Raw genomic sequence first — 18,583 nt, 5'->3', positions numbered from 1 at the left:
CTTCCCCTATTAAGAAGTCAGGGAAGGAACAGGAAAGTTAATATCTTCAACCGTTATATTTAAAAAGCCGAGCTCTATGCAGGGTTTGTTTTCGCCGTGAAAGTCTGAACCTCCGGTGTAGACAAGTTTCAGCTCCTCGCTCATCTCTTTAAATACAACAACGTCCTCCGGCCTGTGCTTGTAGTGGTAAACTTCAATACCCGAGATACCCTCCTCTTTTGCCTTCTTTAAAAAGCAGAAAAGCTCCTTATAAGAAAGTCCGAGGGTTACAGGGTGAGCTATCACGGCTATTCCGCCGGCCTCTTTTATGAGCCTTGTAATTTCCCTATAGTCCATCTTTTCCCGCCTGACCCTTAGAGAGGAAAGGAAGTCTATCGCCTCTTCCCTCTCCTTAAAGTAGCCCTTTTCAATTAAGACCTTTGCTATGTTTGGCTTTCCAAAGTTTGTTCCGTACCTTTTGACCATTTCAGAGTAAGAGATATCGTAGCCGAGCTCCTCAAGGCGGGAAAGGAGCTCCTCATTTCGCTTTACCCGCGATTTATGGAAAAACTCCGTGAGCTCTTTTATGGCCTTAGCTTCCGGGTCAAAGTAGTAACCAAGGATGTGAAACTCTTTCCTCTTTTTTCCTTTACCCAAAAAGGAAGTATCGGCAGTTACCTCTATTCCCGGAATAACGTTAACGCCGAGCTCTTTTCCCTTACTTATTGCCTCAGAGATTCCGTTAGTCGTATCGTGGTCTGTAAGGGATAGGAGAGAAATCCCTCTCTTTTTTGCCTCTTCAACTATCTTAGACGGAGAAAAAGAGCCATCTGAGGCGGTGGAATGGGTGTGAAGGTCTACTTTCTGCACAGGAATGCTTTCCATTCTCTTTCCTCCAGCTCTTTCACTACTTTTAGACCTAAGGATTTCAAGAAGTTAAGGAAATCTTCCCTCTGACTCTTTAAAATTCCTGAAAGGACAATCCAGCCGAGAGCTCTCTCCTTAATAAAAGGCAAAAGAGGTTCAAGAAGGTGTTTCTCTATATTGGCGACTACAACGTCAAAATTCCCGTCAACTTTATCTACGCTTCCAAGAACTACCTCTATTCCGGAAACCCCGTTCAGTGAGCTGTTAAACTCAACTTCCTCCTTTACATCCTCAACATCGCAACCTACAACCCTTGTTGCTCCAAGCTTTTTAGCAAGGATTGAAAGAATTCCACTTCCAATTCCAACGTCTAAGAAAGAATCGCCCGGCTTTAGAACTTCCTCAATGAGCCTCATTGATAGCTTTGTCGTCTCGTGAGTTCCCGTCCCAAAGGCCTTTCCCGGGTAGATGTAAATGACAATTGCACCTTCTGGAATCTGAAATTCATCCTTCATCCAAGAGGGAACAACAAAAATCCTCTCACTCACCTTTACGGGCTTAAAGTACTTCTTCCACTCTTCATTCCAGTTCCTATCCTCAAGGATGTAACTATTTACGGCTTTCTCTTCTATCTCCTTCGGTAAGGAAACCTCGTCTGGGAAGTAGGCCTTAAACTCCTTTTCACTAATCTCCTCTATCCCAAGACAGCCAAGAGAGAAGAGCTCCTCTTCCAAAAGCTCCTTCTCTAAAGGAGAAACCGAGAACACGAATACCCTAAACTTCCTCATACCTATAAATCCTCTTAACCCTTGGACTTATATCGCACATAACCTCATAGGGGATCGTTCCGGCAAGCTCGGCTATCTCGTCAAAGGTAATCTCTTTCCCGCTAACTACGGCAGTATCTCCCTTTTTAACGGGAACACCTTCAACCGAAACGACAGTCATGTCCATACAGATTCTCCCTCTTATGGGACAGCGCTTCCCGTTGATTAGAACAGAGCCTCTGTTTGAAAGACTCCTTAAAAGGCCGTCGGCGTAGCCAAAGGCTATGACTGCAACCTTTTCCTTATTTTTCGTCCTGTAAGTTTTTGAGTAGGAAATCGGAAAGTCAGGAGGGAGCTCCTTAACGCTTATGACTTTCGCCTTTACCTCCATAACCTGCAAGAGCTCTGCTTCATAACCCCTGTAAGGCTTTGAACCGTAAAGAGCAAGACCTACTCGGCAGTGGGTAAGTAGGGAGTCAAACTTTTTTGGAATCGCGGCACTGTTATCAACGTGAACGGCTACGTCAGGTTTGAACTTTTTAAGCTTCTCTACAAACTCTTTAAACTTTAAAAACTGGTAGCGCGTAAACTCTTCATCACTGTCAGCAGAAGAAAAGTGGCTCATAACGCCTGCAACGGGCAAGTTGTAGAGCTCACTTAGTAACCTATCCCAATCCCTTTCCAAAAAGCCGAGCCTTCCCATTCCGGTATCAACCTTAACGTGGAAAGGGAGGGAGAGCTCCCTTATAAGGGAGAGCTCCTCAAAGTCGTAAACAACTGGAGTAAGACTGTAATCCTTTAAAAGGTGAATCCCTTCAGGGAGCATAGAGGCCATAACGAGGATTTCACGCTTTATTCCGGCCTCTCGGAGCTCTGCCCCCTCTTCATAGGTTGCAACAGCAAAGCCGTGAACGTCTGTGTTTTCCTCTAAAAACTTGGCAACTGGAACGCTTCCGTGGCCGTAGGCGTTTGCCTTGACGACGGCAAATATCTTCTTTTTACCTGAAAGCTTTTTGATGACGCGATAGTTTGACAGGAGCCTATTAAGGTAAACCTCAGCCCATCTAAGCATAGCAAGCCTTCGTCCTGAATTTCTGCCAAATTCTACTACAAATGGTAGAATCCCACCCGCCAAGCCAATTATTAGGAGGTGTTATGAGACCGGTTAGAGCTCTAATCTCCGTTTCTGATAAGACAGGAATAGTGGATTTTGCGAGGGAGCTCTCCAACCTTGGCGTTGAAATCATCTCAACCGGTGGAACGGCAAGGCTTTTAAAGGAAGCCGGAATCTCTGTTAGAGAAATCTCCGACCTTACGGGATTCCCAGAAATAATGGAGGGAAGAGTAAAAACCCTCCATCCAAAAGTCCACGGCGGAATCCTTGCAAGAAGGGACAAAGAAGAGCACCTAAAAGCGATGGAGAGGCTCGGAATAGAAAGAATAGACATGGTCGTCGTTAACCTTTACCCGTTCAAGGAAACTGTCAAGAAAGGCGCTTCCTTAGAGGAAATCATTGAAAACATAGACATCGGCGGCCCTACAATGGTAAGGGCTGCTGCAAAGAACTACGCCCACGTTGCAATCGTAACAGACCCAAGTGATTATGAGCGCGTAATTAAGGAACTGAAAGAAACCGGTGAAATTTCCCTTAAAACCCGCTTCTACCTTGCAAGGAAGGCCTTTAACCTGACAGCCCACTACGACGCCCTAATAGCTGAGTTCCTCTACTCAATAGATGAAGAAGGAAATCCTGTTAACTGCAGGGAGATGAGAAATCCTCTAACGATAACCTTTGAGAAGGTTTCTGACCTTAGATACGGAGAAAACCCCCACCAGAGAGGAGCTTTCTACAAAGAGGTCTTTATTAAAGAACCCTGCGTTGCAAGGGCAGAGAAACTGCACGGTGAAAAGGAACTCTCCTTTAACAACATCTACGACCTTGACGCTAGCTTTGGCTTAGTTACAGAGTTTGACCCACAAACTGATGGTATCGCCTGCGCGATCATAAAGCACGCAAACCCCTGCGGAATGGCACTCGGTAAAACGCCAGAAGAGGCCTACGAGAAAGCACTAAAAGTTGACCCAGTTTCTGCTTTTGGTGGAATAATTGCCTTCAACGCAAAAGTAACTCCAGAAGTAGCAAGGCTCATAACCGAAAGGTTCTACGAGTGCATCATTGCTCCCGACTACGATGAAGAGGCCCTTGAAATACTGAGAACAAAGAAAAACCTCAGAGTTTTAACAACGAACGGGCTTGACGGACTTGAAAGGAGAGGAGTTGATTCTCCATTTGAGTATAGAAGAATAACTGGCGGTCTCTTAGTTCAGGATAGAGACCTCATAACAGTTGACCCGGAAAAGCTAAAAGTCGTAACGGATAGAGAGCCAACAGAAAGGGAGTGGAAAGACCTTCTCTTCGCCTTTAAAGTCGTTAAGTGGGTTAAGTCCAACTCTGTCGTCTACGCAAAGGACGGCGTTGCAGTCGGAATCGGCGTTGGGCAGACTTCAAGGGTAGACTCTGCCCGCTGTGCAGCAGAAAAGGCCAAGATGATGGGATTAGACCTACAAGGTTCTGTCTTAGCTTCCGAAGCTTTCTTCCCATTTAGGGATAGCGTTGACGAGGCAGCCAAGGTAGGTGTGACTGCAATCATCCAGCCGGGTGGTTCTATAAGGGACGGTGAAGTAATCCAAGCCGCCAACGAGCACGGAATGGCCATGGTCTTTACCGGCATCAGACACTTTAGGCACTAACCTTTCTTTAAAAAAGAAAAGGGGGAGGTTAAATCCTCCCCCTTTTAAACTCATTACTTTAGAACAACTTCTTTCCAGTAGTCCCTTATCTCCTGCTTTACGTTCTCGGGAAGGGGAACGTAACCAAGCTTCACTGCAATCGCATCTCCCTTCTTAAAGGCCCAGTCAAAGAAGTCAACAACAAGCTTGTTCCTCTCCTTCTTCTCCTTCGGCAGGAGTATCACAGTCGTAGCTGTCAGAGGCCAGCTTTCTTTTCCGGGCTGCAGTAAGAGATTGCCCTCTAAGTAGAAGTGGCTGTCTTTACTCCACTTGGCGTGAGATGCAGCAGCCTTAAAGGTCTCTTCCGTTGGCTTTACAAAGTTCCCTTCTGCAGTCTGGAGCTGGGCAGCAGAAAGACCGTTCTGGAGCTTATAAGCGTACTCAACATAGCCGAGAGCTCCCGGCGTCTGCCTTACGTAGTTCGTAACTCCAGCGTTCCCTTTAGCACCAATTCCAGTAGGCCAGTTAACAACTTTTCCGTAACCGACCTTCTCTTTCCACTCAGAACAAACTTGGCTGAGCCAGTAGGTAAAGTTCCATGTCGTTCCAGAACCTTCAGACCTGTGGACAACGGTTACCCTCTGGTGAGGTAGCTTAATACCCGGGTTATCCTTTTTTATCTCCGGATCATCCCAGTACTTAACCTTACCCATAAACAGATCGCAAGCTGCCCTGTTTGAAAGTTTAAGTTCACCATCTCCAATGCCGGGAAGGTTGTAGACAACAACTATTGAACCGATAACAGCCGGGAACTGGTAAAGTTTTCTCTTTTCAAGCTCCTTTGGGGAGAGCATCTTATCAGAACCGCCAAAATCAACGGTTCTCTCCGTAACTTGCCTGATTCCACCGCCAGAACCTATACCTTGATAGTTAACCCTAACACCCGTTTCCTTCTTATACTCCTTAGCCCAGTTAACGTAAACAGGGTATGGAAAAGTCGCTCCTGCCCCATTGATGGCAACCCTAACCTGTTTCTTAGTTTCCTGTTGAGCTTCCTCCTTCTTCTCGCCTCCAAAACAACCGAACAAAACAACTACAGCTGGAAGAGTAAGAGCTACTAACTTCTTTGCTTCAAACCTCATAGAACCTCCTCTTAAGATATTATTTAAGTTCCCTCGTCTGCAGATTCTACACTCTACCACTTGATTCTCGCTACAGCCATAAGTGTGCTTTTATCTCCAACTTCCTCTCCCTCGTCTACGATTCTCTCATGGACAAGCGAAAACTTCACGTGTTTATTGAGATGGTAGAAAACGCCGTAAATGAACTGCTCCCTTTCGTCATCCGAGACTTTATCATTTGGATCCCAATGGTCATACCTTGCAAGGACGCCTAACGGATACCCCACGACAGGTTTAAGTTTGATATCCCCATTAATGGAGTAACCCTTTTGATCTTTATCCTCTCCACTGTAGCTGTCAATGTTGTTCCAAACATACTGTCCAGCAACTAAGAAGTAAGGATTGTTATAAACGGCGTGAACTTGATAGATGTGCCTGTCGTAGTTTTCACCTTTATGGTCAAAGGAGTGGGTTGTATGGAAAGAGAAAGTAAACCCGTCAAGGAGGTTTAGAGAAAGCCTTCCTTCTAAGGACTTACCGAAGTGGTCACTATCCTCAACGTCATGATAACCTTCACCGTTGAAGATAGCTACTTCCCATGAAGCTATCCCATACTTGCCCTTAAAGTTTACTCCCAAGTCCGCAGAGTTCATAAGATGAGCTCCGCCTTTACTCTCTATAAACGTCTTTTCAACATCCCTATGGAGCCATCCATGGTGCTCTTCCCAGTCAATCCAAGGCCTATGAGCCATACCAAGCTCAACGCCTGTATAGGGAAGAACGTCATGGAAGTAAACGTAAGCGTACTTTAACCTTGCAACGTATGAACCTCCATCCACGCTATCTGTTTGCTTAACATCTAAGGTTGTTCTGAAGTAATCTCTGTCGTTAAAGTAACCACGAATTTCAAGGTAGTTCCTTGTAATTTTAAAGGCGTTTGATTCCTCCTCACCAGCCATGTTGTAATCCCAGTGGATATAGGCCTTTCCACCAATTTTTATCTTTTTGCTCTTGGAAACTACAGGCTCACCTTCAACAGCAGGAACTTCTATCTTTACAGGTTTCCTGCCAGCTCCGGGCGTAATGTAAAGTCTTCCTTCGCTATCTACGTAGAGCTCCTTCACAGGAACGCCGTTAATAAGTATTGTTACCTCCTTTGCTTCCACGTTTGAAGTACAGAAAAGTCCCCCGAGGAAAATAAACCCGAGAGACATTAGTTTCTTTCTCATACTTCTTTCCTCCCTGCGTGGGTGTGGCGTACTGGGTTTAAGTTTAGGGGAAATTTGTTAAGAAATTGTTAAGAAACACCACACCCACGAAAGGAGACTCACGAGCTACTTCCCCCTTTTTTCTGTACATACTTGATAATTAACCTTGAAATTCGGAAGTTTTTTGTTTCATTGGCCAGCTCAAGAGGAGTTTTACCTCTATTGTTCTTTATGTTCGGATCTGCCCCGTTTTCAAGCAGTACCTTTGCTACAGAGTAGGTTCCCTTTGTGGTAGCGCAGTAGTGGAGTGGGGTGTTCCCAAAGCTGTCTTTCGCATTAACTTTAGCTCCCTTCTTTATAAGGAGCTTTGCTGTTTTTACCCTGTTGTATATAGCCGCTAAGTGTAAAGGTGTATAGCCGTAGTTATCTGTTGCTTCAATATCTGCTCCCTTATCTATCAGGAGCTTTGTAACCCTGTAACTTCCCCTTATCACAGCCTGATGAAGGGGCGTTAAACCGTAGTAGTCCTTAGCCTCTATATTTGCGCCGCGCTCAATTAGGAACTTAGCAAGCTCAATGTTGTCTGAGTCGGCAGCGTAAAATAGCGGTGTCTGTCCAAATTTGTTCCTAATATCAACAGGAACACCACTATTAATGAGCTCCTTTACTTTCTCTAAGTCTCCCTTCCTTAGAGCCCTAAAGAACTCCCTCTTGGTCTTCTTGTCAACCTTTACACTCTGGACCTTTACTTCCTGACCTGCCAAAGAAACTGACGGAACGGCTAAGGATAGAAGTAGCGCCAATGAAACTGAAAGAGCTCTCCTCATCGCTTTTCCCTCTCTTAAACAGTTTGATTTAACTCCTCAAGGATTTTAAGAAGTCCATCCAAGCTCTCTGCATCAACATAGAGTTTCCTGTCGGGAGTAAACGTAGCTCCCTTCTCCTTCACAAACTCAACAAGCCTTTCCGGAGAAAGGGTCGGCTCATCACCAAAAGTAACTATTGCTTTCCCTGAAGGTGTCATGCTCACTTCTTTTATACCAATTTCCTTAGCTAGCTTTTTAACCTTCATAACCTTAAACATGTTTACAAGTGGGTCAGGTAAGTAGCCGTGAACCTTCTTAAGCTCCTTCATTATCTCTTCCGGGTCTTCGGCCTTAGAGAGCTCTCCGTAAATCCTTAACCTCTCTTTCGTATCCTCTATGTAATCCTCAGGAATGAAAGCCTCTACAGGAATGCTAATCTTGACGTCCTCTTCCTCCTTTTCTTTTGCCACTTCCTCAAAGAGCTTAAGGTATAGGTCAAGCCCTACAGTGTTTACAAAACCGCTCTGCTTTGGCCCGAGGAGCGTTCCAGCTCCCCTTATCTCAAGGTCTTTCAGCGCAAGCTGGAAGCCTCCTCCAAGGGGAGAAAGCTTCTTCATAGCCTCAAGCCTTTTAACGGCCTCAGATGTAAGCTTTGCGTTTGGAGAGGTAAGAAGGTAACAGTATCCCTTCTCTATACCTCTTCCGACTCTCCCTTTAAGTTGATAGAGCTGAGAAAGTCCAAACCTTTCTGCCCCAATGACGACAAGCGTGTTAGCCGACGGAACGTCAAGTCCAGACTCAACAATGGAAGTTGCTACAAGAACCTGAACTTTCCCCTCAAAGAAGCTGTGCATAATTCTCTCTATCTTATCAGCCTTCATCTGGCCGTGAACGATTTCAACAGAAACTTCGGGAAACATTCCCTTTACTTTTTCCTTTAAAGGTTCAAGCTCATCTATGTCGTTCTGGACAATAAAGACCTGTCCTCCCCTTTCAAGCTCCCTTTCTATGGCAGTTCTTAAGATTTTGTCTGAATACTTTGTAACGACGACTTTTGTCCCTCTCCTTCCAGCAGGAGGGGTTTCTATAAGGGAGATGTCCCTAAACCCAGAAAGGGCAGAGTAAAGGGTTCTCGGAATGGGAGTTGCTGAGAGGTAGAGGACGTCAATGTTACTCTTCATCTTTGTGAGTTTTTCCTTCGTCCTGACGCCGAACCTGTGCTCCTCGTCAATTATTAAAAGCCCTAAATCCTTAAACTCTACGTCGTCCTGAGTGAGCCTGTGGGTACCGATTATTATGTCAATTTCTCCCTTCTTAAGCCTCTCAAGAATTTCCTTTTGCTCCTTCTTCGTCTTAAAACGGGAAATCATCTCTATGTTAACGGGAAATCCCTTGAACCGCTTTTTGAAGGTTCTGTAATGCTGGTCAACCAATATTGTAGTTGGAGCAATAACTGCTACTTGTTTGCCGGCAGAAACCGCCTTCATGGCGGCCCTCATTGCAACCTCTGTCTTTCCAAAGCCAACGTCGCCACATATGAGCCTGTCCATAGGCTTTTCAGATTCCATATCCCTGTAGACTTCCCTTATGGCCTTAGCTTGGTCGGGAGTTAACTTGTAGGGGAAACGCCTCTCAAACTCTCTGATGAGGTTCTCATCCCCTATTAACTTCTCCCCTTTCGCCGTCTTCCTTTCTTTGTAGAGCTCCGCAAGTTCTTTCGCAAACTTGACTAAGGAGGCCTTTATCTTCCTCTCAAGGTTCTTCCAAGATGTACCACCAAGCCTGTCAAGCTTTGGAGATTTACCCTTGTAGCCTGTATACCTGTAGATTCTGTCAATCTGGGTAAAGGGAGCGTAGAGCCTCTCTCCTCCGGCGTATTCAATCTCAATAAAGTCGTAAGTTTTCCCGCCAAGATTCCTACTCGTAATCCCTCTGAAGATACCTATCCCGTAGTCCCGATGGACAACGAGAGTGCCGGGCTCTAAGGTGGTTATGTCGTCCTTCTGCCTTACCTCAAGAGTAAACTCAGATTCTGAGAGGAAAGCCAACTTTTCGTCAGTATCTTTAAAGCTCCCTGAGGAGATTCCTTTCTCAAAAGAGACCTTGAGTCCGAGCTTTTCGGCGACCTTTTCAGCCTCTTTCCTTAAGGTTTCGGTTGTATAGATAAAGCGCACCGAAAAGCCAAGGAGGGACTTAAAGAGCTCTTTTACGTTCTCCTCGTTTACATCGGGAAGAGGTGTAACTCCAAAGTCAATTCCATCCTTAATCGGCTTATCGTAGATTGAAAAGAGGAATTTTATTTCTATCTCACAGACAAAATCCTCAGGCCTTGAGGAAGGAATTCCTTCCCTCTTTAAAATCTCGTAGTTTTCCTTTACCTGAGAGAGAAAGGCCTCTCCAGCGGTTCTTACTTGGTCTGGCTCAACGGTAACAAAGGGGAGCTCCCCCGTGTACTCCGTTAATGGGACAAGCTCAACAACCTCCGGAAGTAACTTTTCTGCCCCACTTATCTCCCCAAGGAGAAGGTGCTTTTCAACAATTTCTGGATAAAGCTCTTCTATCTTACTTAACCTCTCCCTATCCTGAGGGAGCTCTAAGGTGGGAATAATCGCAAAACTGTCAACATCTTCCCCATTTAAGAGTATCCTCTCAACTGTATCTCCAAAGAGCTCTACAATAACCCTCTCCCCCTCTACGGTAACGAGCTCTAAGGTATCTCCTCTTATAGAGAACTCCCCTTCCTCCGGCTCGCTGTCCACTCTCATGTAGCCAGAAGAGGTAAGACGGGAGGGAAGTAAAGAGTAATCTACGTCTTCACCTTTCCTTAACTCTATAACCCTTTCAATTAGGACATCTGGAGATGGGACTTTCTGGAAGAGAGAGGCCGGCGTAACTACGATAACGTTGAAATTTTCTGTCAAAAGACGGTAGAGAGCTCTGAGACGCCTGTACTGGCTAAGTGAAAGGGGGGAAGAGACGTCAAGGGGAGGGACATCCCAGCCGGGAACGTGTAAAGCCTTTAGACCCGACCTTTTAAGATCCTCAGTTATTGCCTCCGCTAAATTCTCTGCCGGTACAACTAAGAAGAAAGTTCCAATAAGTGGAACTACTTTTTTAAGCAGCAGAGCCTTTGAGGCACCGGGAAGGCCATAGACGGCAGCTTCTTCCCGAGACTTTATTTTCCCGGAGAGGAGTCTAAATGATCGCTCGTTCATTATCCTTCTATAAGCTTTGCTTCTCTCTGCATTAGCCTGTTAAAAAGTGTATCCCAAAATATAGCCGTATTTTCTCCCTTAGCATGCTCTTTAAAGAAAGCAACCGAATCCTCAATCTCTCCCTTTAGAAGTTCAAAGAAGTCGTCGTTTAGGAGCCCTCTGTCAATCTTATCCTGATTGTAGAGGAAAAAGTCCGCAACTATCGTCCTTGCAAGCCTTTGGGCCTTATCTCCCCTTGCCATAACCCCTCCTCATCCAGAGTACTGTTTCCTTTCCCTAAAAGCAATCCATGAGATACTTAATGCTGCAATCAAAAGCATTATAGCAATAAGCAAATTAACAACAATAACTCCCATCTTTATACCTCTTAAAACCTAACAAAAAAAAGGGAAAATAGCTAAGAAAGCAACTCAACCAGCTTCGCAAGAGTCTCTCTAAGCTGGTGTCTTTCAACAACCATATCTATGAGGCCGTGCTCTAAGAGAAACTCAGCCCTCTGAAAGCCTTTAGGAAGTTTTTGACGTATTGTTTGTTCAATGACTCGGGGGCCGGCGAAACCAATCAGAGCTCCACGCTCTGCCACTATCACGTCCCCAAGGAAAGCAAAGCTAGCCGACACTCCGCCCATTGTCGGGTGAGTCAGGACGGAGATGTACGGCACCCCCCTTTCCTCAAGGCGTGCAAGGGCTGCCGAAGTTTTGGCCATCTGCATAAGGGAAACCACCCCTTCCTGCATCCTTGCCCCACCAGAGGCCGTAATGCAGATGAAGGGGAGGTGCTCTTTGGCAGCCCTTTCTATGTTTCTTGTTACCTTCTCGCCGACCACCGAGCCCATGCTTCCGCCCATAAAGCGGAAATCAAAACAGCTCACAAGAACCTCTCGGCCGTCTATCTCACCTTTCGCGTTTACGACGGCATCCTTGAGGCCCGTCTTTTCCTGTGCCTCCTTCAAGCGCTGAGTGTACGGCTTTCTATCAACGAAACCGAGTATATCCTGAGGAGAGAGCTCCGTATCAAGTTCCTCGTAGTCTCCCTTGTCAAAGAGCATGTAGAGCCTTTCTTTCGCCGGAACCGGAAAGTGATACCCACACTTTGGGCAGACCATCAAGTTACTCTCAAGCTCTCCCCTAAAAAGGAGAGCCTTACAGCTTTCACACTTAACCCATAGGCCACTTGGAACAGGGGATTGAGGCTTCTCCTTTTCAAACCTCTTCCTGAACAGCTTACCGAACATCAACTAACCTCTAAAGCAGGCAATCTGGGGCAGGATGTTAAGGAGCTCCCTAAAGGCCTCTGAGGATATCGTGTAATAAACTTTATTCCCCTTCCTCGTTTTGGCAACTATTCCCTTGTACCTCAAGGTTCTCAGGTGCTGGGAAAGGGATGACTGGGAGATACCGAGCTCCTGCTCAAGGTCAGTTACGCACATTGGCTTATCTTTGAGGGTAAACAGTATCTTTAGCCTCACTGGGGATGCAAGGGCCTTTAGGCACTCAGCACCTTCCTCAATCCTTTCATCATCAAGTATGATTTCCTCGTTCTTTTTTGCCATGTTACCTCCTTATAGATGTTTAATTTCTATTTTACAACAATTAAAATATAAGACAAGTAGAATTCTTGACTCTACTATGTTGACTCATAATATACGATTGTAAGATTATGCTTTCAAGGTTTTAAGGGAGGTAAATATGAAAATTATAAAAACCAACAGGGCTCCTGTTCCGGTCGGAGCCTACTCTCAGGGTATCTTGAGCGGCAATCTGGTTTTTGTTTCGGGACAGCTCGGTATAGACCCTCAAACGGGAAAGCTCACCGAGGGTTTTGAAAATCAGGTAAGGCAGGCTCTCAAAAACCTTGAAGCCATCCTTAACGCTGCTGGAGCGAGTAAGTGTAGCATCTTAAAAGTTACCGTTTTCCTAACGGACATAAGCAAGTTTAAAACCTTCAACTCTATCTACGAGGAGTTCCTCTCCTCCTGTCCCGTAAGGCCTGCAAGGTCTGTCGTTGAAGTATCCGCTCTACCTTTAGGTGCAGAGGTGGAGGTAGAATGCATAGCCCAGATAAGGTAGGAACTCTCTACGTCGTCGCAACCCCTATAGGGAACCTTGAGGACATTACCTTAAGAGCTTTAAAGGTCCTAAAAGAAGTAGACATAATAGCCTGTGAGGATACTCGGAGAACCCTCAAACTCCTCAACTACTATGAGATAACCGGTAAAAAGCTGATTTCCTACCACGAGCATAACGAGAGGGAACAGGCCAAAAGGATAGTAAAGGAGCTCCTGCGGGGCAAAAACGTTGCCTTAGTGTCTGATGCTGGAACGCCCTGCATCAGCGACCCCGGCTACAGGCTCGTTAATTTGGCAAGAAAAGAGTCTATAAACGTTATTCCTATCCCCGGAGCAACGGCCTTCGCTACCGCCCTTTCAGCCTCTGGACTCCCTACAGACCGTTTCCTGTTTACAGGTTTCCTACCCCGCAAAGAGAAACAGCTCAAAGAAACTTTAAAGGAGCTCCTCTCCTTACCCTTTACAGTCGTCTGCTACGAGTCTCCTCACAGGCTAAAGAAAACCCTTGAAATAATTGCTGCAGTAGAACCAGAAAGAGAAATAGGCATTTACAGAGAAATAACAAAAGTGAACGAGGAGTTTCTCTACGGGAAGGCCCAAGACCTTTTAAAGGAACTTGAAAGGAAAGACACAATCAAGGGAGAGTTCGTTTTACTGTTTCCACCAAGAAAGGAGGAAAGAAGTGAAGAAGAAAAAGACCCTGAATCTTTCTTAAAGGAACTTAAGGAGAAAGGATATACACTAAAGGAAGCAGTGAAGGAAACCTGCCAGAAGACAGGTTTCCCCAGAAACGAGGTCTACAGAATAGCGCTCAAACTATTTAGGGATTGACGGCTGCAGAGGCTTAAGCTCTCCGTCCTTGTACTCGTAAGCCTTTATAACGCAAGGACCGCCAATATACCTCTCAACGTCAACAAAGGAGGCGTATTCAACCTTAAACCACTTAACCGTTAACTCAAAGGCAACCATTGGGTCAAAATCCTTACAGCTGTAAGCGTCCAAGCTGAAGAACTTTTCTTCTGGCCACGTGTGGATAGTACAGTGGCTCTCAAGCCAGATGGAAACGCCAGAAACGCCGCTATCTTCTGTAGCCCTCCTCTTGAGGGTCTCCTCCATAAACTCCAAGGTCTTGCTCTTGACGTTCTCCTCAGAAAGCCTCTTTACGAACTGTTCAAGCTCAGACTGGGCAAAAGGAAATCTTGCCACAATGGGAGGATAAACAAGGGTCATGTCAAGCTGCCTTGCCAGCTCTTCCATGTAGTCATAGATAGGCTGTATGGCGTTAATCCTTCCAATATCTGTAACGATTGCATCCATCATTATATGCCTTCCAACGAATTCCATTGCGCCCTCCACAATTAAGGTTAGCCCGGCCGGGGCAGAAAACTATTTCTTAAGTGGAACAACGTCAACAGTAATTGTTGCCTCTATGTCCTTAAAGAGGTGAATCCTAACTTCATAACTTCCAACTTCCCTGATAGGTTTCTCAAGAATAATCTGCTTCTTCTCTACGTCCTCAAAGCCGGCCTTGTGGAGAGCCCTCTCAATCTGGGAGGTGGTAACAGAACCAAAGAGCTTACCTTCTTCACCCGCTTCGTGCTCAATAACAATCCTTGTAGTGTTGAGCTTCTCTGCAAGCTCTTTGTACCTTTCAATCTGCCTCTGCATCTTCTTCTGGAGAGCTTTAAGCTCGTTCTTTACCCTCCTGATGTTAGACTCAGTAGCTGGAAGGGCTATACCTGCAGGAATGAGGTAGTTCCTTGCATATCCGTCCTTAACCCTTACGATGTCTCCCACTTTTCCAAGGTTTTCCATATCCTTAATGAGAATTACCTCCATCTCTCTCACCTCCCTTAAGTTTTCTAAAGTCAAACCAGAAGTCAAAAATTCCGGCCAACATGGCGACAATCAGAGCTCCAATCGGAAACAGGAATATAGCAGCCAAGAGCAGGACCTTTGAAAGGAGCGATAAACGTTCAACAAAAGAGGAAAGAACAGCAAACCCCTGAACGGTAAAAATAGAAAACGTCGCTATCAGAACGTTAGCAGCAGGCTGCTTAACTTCAGGGAAGAGGTCCAAAACGGCTAAGAATCCTGAGACCAAGAAAATCGGCACTACCCAGAATCCAAATTTTAGCCTCTTAAATCCAAAATCCTCCCGCGAAAGGAGTGAAATAACGCCAGTTGAGATTGCAGCTAGTATAAACGAGGAAAAGAAGTATATTCCCCACCTTAAGTTCATAAACCCAGCAAGCTGCCTCACTTCCTCGGGTAACCCTAGTATCTGCTCCTCAAGCAGAGTAACGGAGAAAAGTAGAGCTCCCAAAATAAGCAAGAAATTTTCAAGAGAAAGTTTCCCTTTAAGGAACCTTGCCAGTATCCCTATAAGGGGAAAAGAAGAAAGGTCAAAACACACCTTCCACCCAGAAACTGGTACAGCAACTCCCAAAGCAGCGATAGACAAAATTGCAGCCGCAGCGATTCCGTACTCCCTTGCCACTACGTAGCAGAGAGCAGGAATAAAAATAGAAAACCCAAGGGCCAGAGGCACTAAGACCTCCGTACCCAGCAGGATTCCTGAACCAGCCGTAAGGGCAACGTAGATCGCCGGTAACTTCAGCTGTTTCATTCCCTTTGCCATTAGTCAATTTTCACGAAGGGCAGGAGAGCAAGGTGCCTTGCCCTTTTAACGGCCCTTGCAAGCTGTCTCTGGTGCTTGGAGCAGACACCAGAAATCCTTCTGGGGATAATCCTTCCCCTCTCAGAGATAAAAGGCTTTAGGAGCTCTACGTTCTTATAGTCAATTTTCTCTATCTTCTCAGCACAGAACTTGCAGTACTTTCTCCTTCTTATAAACCTTCTCTGTGGAAGTACGTTGCTCATTGCCACCTCCCTTAGAATTCAATGTCGTCAATGTCCTCAATGTTCTCTTCAGATTCCCTTCTCGGGTCAAGGGCCACAACCCTGTCGGCCCTTACTTCAATTCTGGAACGTCTTTCACCTTCCTCAGTTTCCCACGTGGACTGTCTTAACCTTCCCTCTACCAAAACCCTCGTTCCTTTGTTAAAGCGGCTCACAGCTCTATCAGCAGCTTCTCCCCAGAGGACAACGTCTATAAAAAGCGTATCCTCCTGCCAGTTACCGCTCCTGTCCCTGTAAGGCGTGTTAACGGCAATCCTGAACCTTGTAAATGGCGTCCCGCTCTGGGTATGCTGAAGCTGAGGATCCGCCACGAGTCTCCCTATCAGAAACACTCTGTTAAGACTTGCCATTACTCTTCTCCCTTAGACTCTTCAGCAGCAGGAGCAGTTTGCTCCTCTTTAGCAGCAAGCTTTTCTTTCAACTCCTTCACCTCAGAGGGCTTAAGTCTAAAAGTGAGAAACCTCAAAACGTCTTCATTAATTCTAAAGAAGTTTTCCATGTTCTTCACAAAGTCGTTCTTCGTTGTCCTGATGTACTCAAGGACGTAGTAACCCTTATCGTAGTCGTTGATGGGGTAAGCAAGCTGCCTTCTACCCCACCTGTCAACCTTGAGTACCTCTCCTCCGTACCTCTCAACGTAGGAGTTTACTTTCTCTATTCCCTTCTCAATCTCCTCATCAGACATCGTAGGCCTCAGTATATAAACCATCTCGTAGTAGTACTCCCTCATCTCAACCTCCGTTACACCTGTTCATGATTTTGTTGTCTATCTCCCCTGACTCAAGTACTGCCTTTAGACAGTCTGCAGCCTTACATATGGCTTTCTCAATGATATCAATCTCTTCCTTCTTAAAAGGAGAAAGCACGTAGTCAACAACCTCTTCCTTCCTTTCAGGCCTTCCGATACCAACTCTAAGGCGCGGGAAGTCCTTCGTTCCAAGAGCATGTTCAACTGAGAGAACCCCTTTATGTCCACCGCTACTCCCCTTTAGCCTCAGCCTGAGTTTTCCAAGAGGAAGGTCAAGGTCGTCGTAAACTACAAGCACCTCTTTAGGCTGTAACTTGTAGAACCTCACGAACTTACCAACGCTCTCACCGCTCCTGTTCATAAATGTAAGGGGTTTAAGGAGCAACACTTTGCCACCGTCGTCAGTTCTATACTCGGCAAAGAGACCATCAAACTTTTCCCGGGAAAAGGAGCAACCAAGCTCCTCACAGAGCTTATCAAGTACCATCCACCCTACGTTATGGCGAGTTCTCTCGTACTCCTTCCCGGGATTACCAAGCCCTACTATTAGCCTAACCATTACTCTCCAGTCGCTTCTTCAGATTCGCCTTCAGCTCCTGCCTCTTCCTCAGGCTCAGCTACAACTACAACGGTCTCTTCTGGGTGATCAACAAGTTTAGCTCCTTCAGGTATTGGAAGGTCTCCAACGTGGAGAGCATCCCCTGCACGAAGGCCTGAAATGTCAACAACAATCTTCTCAGGAATCTGACGTGGAAGTGTCTCAATCGTAACTTCACGCTTGAAGATCTCAAGCACTCCACCTTCTTCAGACACTCCAACTGGCGTTCCAACAAATTCAAGTTCTACGGTAACCTCAATTGTCTCTCCGAAGGTTACCTCTTGAAAGTCCACGTGGATGGGCACATCACCCAGCCAGTTGTACTGGATGTCCTTGAGGATACAGATCTTCTCTTCTCCCTCAACGTCCAGCTTGATGAGACCGTGGTGGTGCTTGATACGTTTTACGTCCTTTGCAGAGATAGCGATGTGCGTTGCCGGTCTTCCACCGCCGTATACAACGGCAGGCAGAAGGCCTTCCCTGCGCAACTTCCTCGCTACCCCTTTACCTGTCTTCTCCCTTCGGGTAGCCTTGAGCTCCACAATCTTCATTCCTACCTCCTGATTCTTTTTTCGCGGGAAAGCACGCAATATTTACATTCAAGGAGGGCATTTGTCAAGAGCTAAAAGTCTCCATATTTTCTAAACGGAGTCGGAAAGAAACAGAAGCCCCAAACCTGTCCTAAGGAGACAAGAAATGAGTACAACCCAAGTTAAAGGAGAAAAGAAAACGAGAAGAGGAGTCCCAAGAGAACTCATCTACGAGATGAGATACGGGAAACCCATCTACTACAGGGACTATGACAAGGTTTTAGCAGGTGAGAAGACGCTGGAGGAAGTAATGGGAAGTAGTAAGCTTCAGTGGTGGGTCATAAGCATAATGCTTAGTTTCCTTTACCAAACTTTGGACAACAGAAGGTATGCAATTGCTACCAATGAAGTCGGTTTTCAGTGGGCACCAAGAACATGGAGAAATCTTGATATAGCCATCTTTGAAAGAGAGAAAATCCTAAAAGAAGGAATAAATGAAAAGGACGCTCAAACTCCCCCAAAGGTTGTAATAGAAGTTGACACCAAAGCAGACCTAAGAAAATACGGGGACTTCATGAACTATGCAAGAGAAAAGATTCAGGACCTCCTTGACGCCGGCGTTGAGAAAGTAATCTGGTACACAACCTTTGACAAAAAGGTTATGGTAGCGGAAAAAGGAAAAAGATGGTTCATTACAGACTGGAATGAAGATGTAGAAATCATTGACGGCATAAACTTTAGCCTTGGAAAAGAGCTTAAGAAAAGCACAGGTAGAAAAGTCAACAACAGTTAAATGTATAATACAATAGTCTTTAGTCCTTGTATCTTCTCGTCGGAGGACATGTGTGTGTGGCATTGTAGGCTACATCGGTAAAGACAACGCAAAGAACATCATTCTGGATGGTCTAAAAAAGCTTGAATACAGAGGTTACGACTCTGCCGGAATTGCCATCATCGTAAACGGCAAGATCAAAACCTTCAAAAGAGAAGGAAAAATCAGAAACTTAGAGTGTGAGCTAAATAA

General features: G+C 45.6%; 22 protein-coding genes. 4 read left to right on the top strand and 18 right to left on the bottom strand.

Annotated elements, in window-relative coordinates; translation table 11 throughout:
* Positions 1-9: 9 nt before the first annotated feature.
* Genes CLV27_RS06815 through alr form a run of 3 tightly spaced genes read right to left on the bottom strand, consistent with a single transcriptional unit; the run spans position 10 to position 2,685 of the window.
* A complete protein-coding gene (locus CLV27_RS06815; protein WP_132527170.1) occupies positions 10-864 on the bottom strand; it encodes a PHP domain-containing protein in 855 nt (284 codons plus the stop codon).
* Positions 837-1,634, bottom strand: coding sequence for a 50S ribosomal protein L11 methyltransferase (locus CLV27_RS06810; RefSeq protein WP_132527168.1), 798 nt, complete (start codon positions 1,632-1,634; stop codon positions 837-839). The genes CLV27_RS06815 and CLV27_RS06810 overlap by 28 nt, the downstream gene beginning before the upstream one ends.
* Entirely contained in the window at positions 1,621-2,685 is a 1,065-nt protein-coding gene (gene alr / locus CLV27_RS06805) for an alanine racemase (RefSeq protein WP_132527166.1), read from the bottom strand. The genes CLV27_RS06810 and alr overlap by 14 nt, the downstream gene beginning before the upstream one ends.
* Positions 2,686-2,768: 83 nt before the next feature.
* Between alr and purH the strand changes: the two genes are divergently transcribed.
* Positions 2,769-4,364: a bifunctional phosphoribosylaminoimidazolecarboxamide formyltransferase/IMP cyclohydrolase gene (purH, locus tag CLV27_RS06800; protein ID WP_132527164.1), complete on the top strand. Its 1,596-nt coding sequence runs from the start codon at positions 2,769-2,771 to the stop codon at positions 4,362-4,364.
* Between the two features lie 53 nt (positions 4,365-4,417).
* Here the strand turns inward: purH and pstS are convergent, their stop codons facing one another.
* The 7 genes from pstS to CLV27_RS06765 form a co-directional block, all read right to left on the bottom strand.
* A complete protein-coding gene (gene pstS, locus CLV27_RS06795; protein WP_132527162.1) occupies positions 4,418-5,485 on the bottom strand; it encodes a phosphate ABC transporter substrate-binding protein PstS in 1,068 nt (355 codons plus the stop codon).
* A 53-nt stretch (positions 5,486-5,538) separates the two neighbouring features.
* A complete protein-coding gene (locus CLV27_RS06790; RefSeq protein WP_132527160.1) occupies positions 5,539-6,693 on the bottom strand; it encodes a porin family protein in 1,155 nt (384 codons plus the stop codon).
* A gap of 98 nt (positions 6,694-6,791) precedes the next feature.
* Positions 6,792-7,499 (bottom strand): ankyrin repeat domain-containing protein, encoded by a 708-nt coding sequence (locus CLV27_RS06785; RefSeq protein ID WP_132527157.1) that lies wholly within the window; start codon positions 7,497-7,499, stop codon positions 6,792-6,794.
* Between the two features lie 14 nt (positions 7,500-7,513).
* Positions 7,514-10,693, bottom strand: a complete 3,180-nt coding sequence (gene mfd, locus CLV27_RS06780) for a transcription-repair coupling factor (protein WP_132527156.1) — start codon at positions 10,691-10,693, stop codon at positions 7,514-7,516.
* Entirely contained in the window at positions 10,693-10,935 is a 243-nt protein-coding gene (locus tag CLV27_RS06775; protein ID WP_132527154.1) for a hypothetical protein, read from the bottom strand. Before CLV27_RS06775 ends, mfd begins: the two co-directional genes overlap by 1 nt.
* Positions 10,936-11,090: 155 nt before the next feature.
* Positions 11,091-11,927, bottom strand: coding sequence for an acetyl-CoA carboxylase, carboxyltransferase subunit beta (gene accD / locus CLV27_RS06770; RefSeq protein WP_132527152.1), 837 nt, complete (start codon positions 11,925-11,927; stop codon positions 11,091-11,093).
* A 3-nt stretch (positions 11,928-11,930) separates the two neighbouring features.
* Complete coding sequence (locus tag CLV27_RS06765) at positions 11,931-12,245, bottom strand: ArsR/SmtB family transcription factor (protein ID WP_132527150.1); 315 nt, start codon at positions 12,243-12,245, stop codon at positions 11,931-11,933.
* 136 nt (positions 12,246-12,381) lie between these two features.
* Between CLV27_RS06765 and CLV27_RS06760 the strand changes: the two genes are divergently transcribed.
* Together CLV27_RS06760 and rsmI are read left to right on the top strand one after the other, a co-directional pair.
* The gene (locus CLV27_RS06760) at positions 12,382-12,762 is read left to right on the top strand and encodes a Rid family detoxifying hydrolase (RefSeq protein WP_132527148.1); all 381 of its coding nucleotides are present in this window, start codon (positions 12,382-12,384) and stop codon (positions 12,760-12,762) included.
* Entirely contained in the window at positions 12,741-13,592 is an 852-nt protein-coding gene (gene rsmI, locus CLV27_RS06755; RefSeq protein WP_132527146.1) for a 16S rRNA (cytidine(1402)-2'-O)-methyltransferase, read from the top strand. Before CLV27_RS06760 ends, rsmI begins: the two co-directional genes overlap by 22 nt.
* On the opposite strand, the gene CLV27_RS06750 is transcribed toward rsmI, so the two are convergent.
* From CLV27_RS06750 to CLV27_RS06715, 8 genes are read right to left on the bottom strand one after another with little or no spacing between them, the layout of a single operon-like run.
* Positions 13,578-14,105, bottom strand: a complete 528-nt coding sequence (locus CLV27_RS06750; RefSeq protein WP_132527144.1) for an S-adenosylmethionine decarboxylase family protein — start codon at positions 14,103-14,105, stop codon at positions 13,578-13,580. The genes rsmI and CLV27_RS06750 overlap by 15 nt on opposite strands.
* A 42-nt stretch (positions 14,106-14,147) precedes the next feature.
* Positions 14,148-14,600: a 50S ribosomal protein L9 gene (gene rplI / locus CLV27_RS06745; RefSeq protein WP_132527142.1), complete on the bottom strand. Its 453-nt coding sequence runs from the start codon at positions 14,598-14,600 to the stop codon at positions 14,148-14,150.
* Positions 14,581-15,390 (bottom strand): YybS family protein, encoded by an 810-nt coding sequence (locus CLV27_RS06740; protein ID WP_165863704.1) that lies wholly within the window; start codon positions 15,388-15,390, stop codon positions 14,581-14,583. The genes rplI and CLV27_RS06740 overlap by 20 nt, the downstream gene beginning before the upstream one ends.
* Before the next feature lie 11 nt (positions 15,391-15,401).
* Entirely contained in the window at positions 15,402-15,644 is a 243-nt protein-coding gene (rpsR, locus tag CLV27_RS06735) for a 30S ribosomal protein S18 (RefSeq protein ID WP_132527138.1), read from the bottom strand.
* 11 nt (positions 15,645-15,655) lie between these two features.
* Positions 15,656-16,033, bottom strand: coding sequence for a single-stranded DNA-binding protein (locus CLV27_RS06730; RefSeq protein ID WP_132527136.1), 378 nt, complete (start codon positions 16,031-16,033; stop codon positions 15,656-15,658).
* A complete protein-coding gene (gene rpsF, locus CLV27_RS06725) occupies positions 16,033-16,413 on the bottom strand; it encodes a 30S ribosomal protein S6 (protein ID WP_132527134.1) in 381 nt (126 codons plus the stop codon). Before rpsF ends, CLV27_RS06730 begins: the two co-directional genes overlap by 1 nt.
* Position 16,414: 1 nt before the next feature.
* The gene (gene pth / locus CLV27_RS06720) at positions 16,415-16,990 is read right to left on the bottom strand and encodes an aminoacyl-tRNA hydrolase (protein WP_132527132.1); all 576 of its coding nucleotides are present in this window, start codon (positions 16,988-16,990) and stop codon (positions 16,415-16,417) included.
* The gene (locus CLV27_RS06715) at positions 16,990-17,580 is read right to left on the bottom strand and encodes a 50S ribosomal protein L25 (protein WP_132527130.1); all 591 of its coding nucleotides are present in this window, start codon (positions 17,578-17,580) and stop codon (positions 16,990-16,992) included. Before CLV27_RS06715 ends, pth begins: the two co-directional genes overlap by 1 nt.
* Before the next feature lie 145 nt (positions 17,581-17,725).
* On the opposite strand from CLV27_RS06715, the gene CLV27_RS06710 reads away from it, so the two are divergent.
* On the top strand, positions 17,726-18,352 hold the full coding sequence (locus CLV27_RS06710; RefSeq protein ID WP_132527128.1) for a Uma2 family endonuclease: 627 nt from the start codon (positions 17,726-17,728) through the stop codon (positions 18,350-18,352).
* Positions 18,353-18,583: the final 231 nt, after the last annotated feature.

It is taken from the genome of Phorcysia thermohydrogeniphila (genome assembly GCF_004339575.1).
Classification (GTDB): Bacteria; Aquificota; Aquificia; order Desulfurobacteriales; family Desulfurobacteriaceae; genus Phorcysia; species Phorcysia thermohydrogeniphila.
This window is presented reverse-complemented; position numbering and strand designations above follow the sequence as displayed.

Coding starts and splice junctions, on each gene's coding strand:
- CLV27_RS06730 (WP_132527136.1), bottom strand. CDS start 16,033: ATGGCAAGTCTTAACAGAGTGTTTCTGATAGGGAGACTCGTGGCGGAT.
- CLV27_RS06790 (WP_132527160.1), bottom strand. CDS start 6,693: ATGAGAAAGAAACTAATGTCTCTCGGGTTTATTTTCCTCGGGGGACTT.
- CLV27_RS06810 (WP_132527168.1), bottom strand. CDS start 1,634: ATGAGGAAGTTTAGGGTATTCGTGTTCTCGGTTTCTCCTTTAGAGAAG.
- alr (WP_132527166.1), bottom strand. CDS start 2,685: ATGCTTAGATGGGCTGAGGTTTACCTTAATAGGCTCCTGTCAAACTAT.
- CLV27_RS06740 (WP_165863704.1), bottom strand. CDS start 15,390: ATGAAACAGCTGAAGTTACCGGCGATCTACGTTGCCCTTACGGCTGGT.
- mfd (WP_132527156.1), bottom strand. CDS start 10,693: ATGAACGAGCGATCATTTAGACTCCTCTCCGGGAAAATAAAGTCTCGG.
- CLV27_RS06785 (WP_132527157.1), bottom strand. CDS start 7,499: ATGAGGAGAGCTCTTTCAGTTTCATTGGCGCTACTTCTATCCTTAGCC.
- CLV27_RS06765 (WP_132527150.1), bottom strand. CDS start 12,245: ATGGCAAAAAAGAACGAGGAAATCATACTTGATGATGAAAGGATTGAG.
- CLV27_RS06775 (WP_132527154.1), bottom strand. CDS start 10,935: ATGGCAAGGGGAGATAAGGCCCAAAGGCTTGCAAGGACGATAGTTGCG.
- rplI (WP_132527142.1), bottom strand. CDS start 14,600: ATGGAGGTAATTCTCATTAAGGATATGGAAAACCTTGGAAAAGTGGGA.
- accD (WP_132527152.1), bottom strand. CDS start 11,927: ATGTTCGGTAAGCTGTTCAGGAAGAGGTTTGAAAAGGAGAAGCCTCAA.
- CLV27_RS06760 (WP_132527148.1), top strand. CDS start 12,382: ATGAAAATTATAAAAACCAACAGGGCTCCTGTTCCGGTCGGAGCCTAC.
- pstS (WP_132527162.1), bottom strand. CDS start 5,485: ATGAGGTTTGAAGCAAAGAAGTTAGTAGCTCTTACTCTTCCAGCTGTA.
- rpsF (WP_132527134.1), bottom strand. CDS start 16,413: ATGAGGGAGTACTACTACGAGATGGTTTATATACTGAGGCCTACGATG.
- CLV27_RS06710 (WP_132527128.1), top strand. CDS start 17,726: ATGAGTACAACCCAAGTTAAAGGAGAAAAGAAAACGAGAAGAGGAGTC.
- CLV27_RS06815 (WP_132527170.1), bottom strand. CDS start 864: ATGGAAAGCATTCCTGTGCAGAAAGTAGACCTTCACACCCATTCCACC.
- purH (WP_132527164.1), top strand. CDS start 2,769: ATGAGACCGGTTAGAGCTCTAATCTCCGTTTCTGATAAGACAGGAATA.
- rsmI (WP_132527146.1), top strand. CDS start 12,741: ATGCATAGCCCAGATAAGGTAGGAACTCTCTACGTCGTCGCAACCCCT.
- pth (WP_132527132.1), bottom strand. CDS start 16,990: ATGGTTAGGCTAATAGTAGGGCTTGGTAATCCCGGGAAGGAGTACGAG.
- CLV27_RS06715 (WP_132527130.1), bottom strand. CDS start 17,580: ATGAAGATTGTGGAGCTCAAGGCTACCCGAAGGGAGAAGACAGGTAAA.
- CLV27_RS06750 (WP_132527144.1), bottom strand. CDS start 14,105: ATGGAATTCGTTGGAAGGCATATAATGATGGATGCAATCGTTACAGAT.
- rpsR (WP_132527138.1), bottom strand. CDS start 15,644: ATGAGCAACGTACTTCCACAGAGAAGGTTTATAAGAAGGAGAAAGTAC.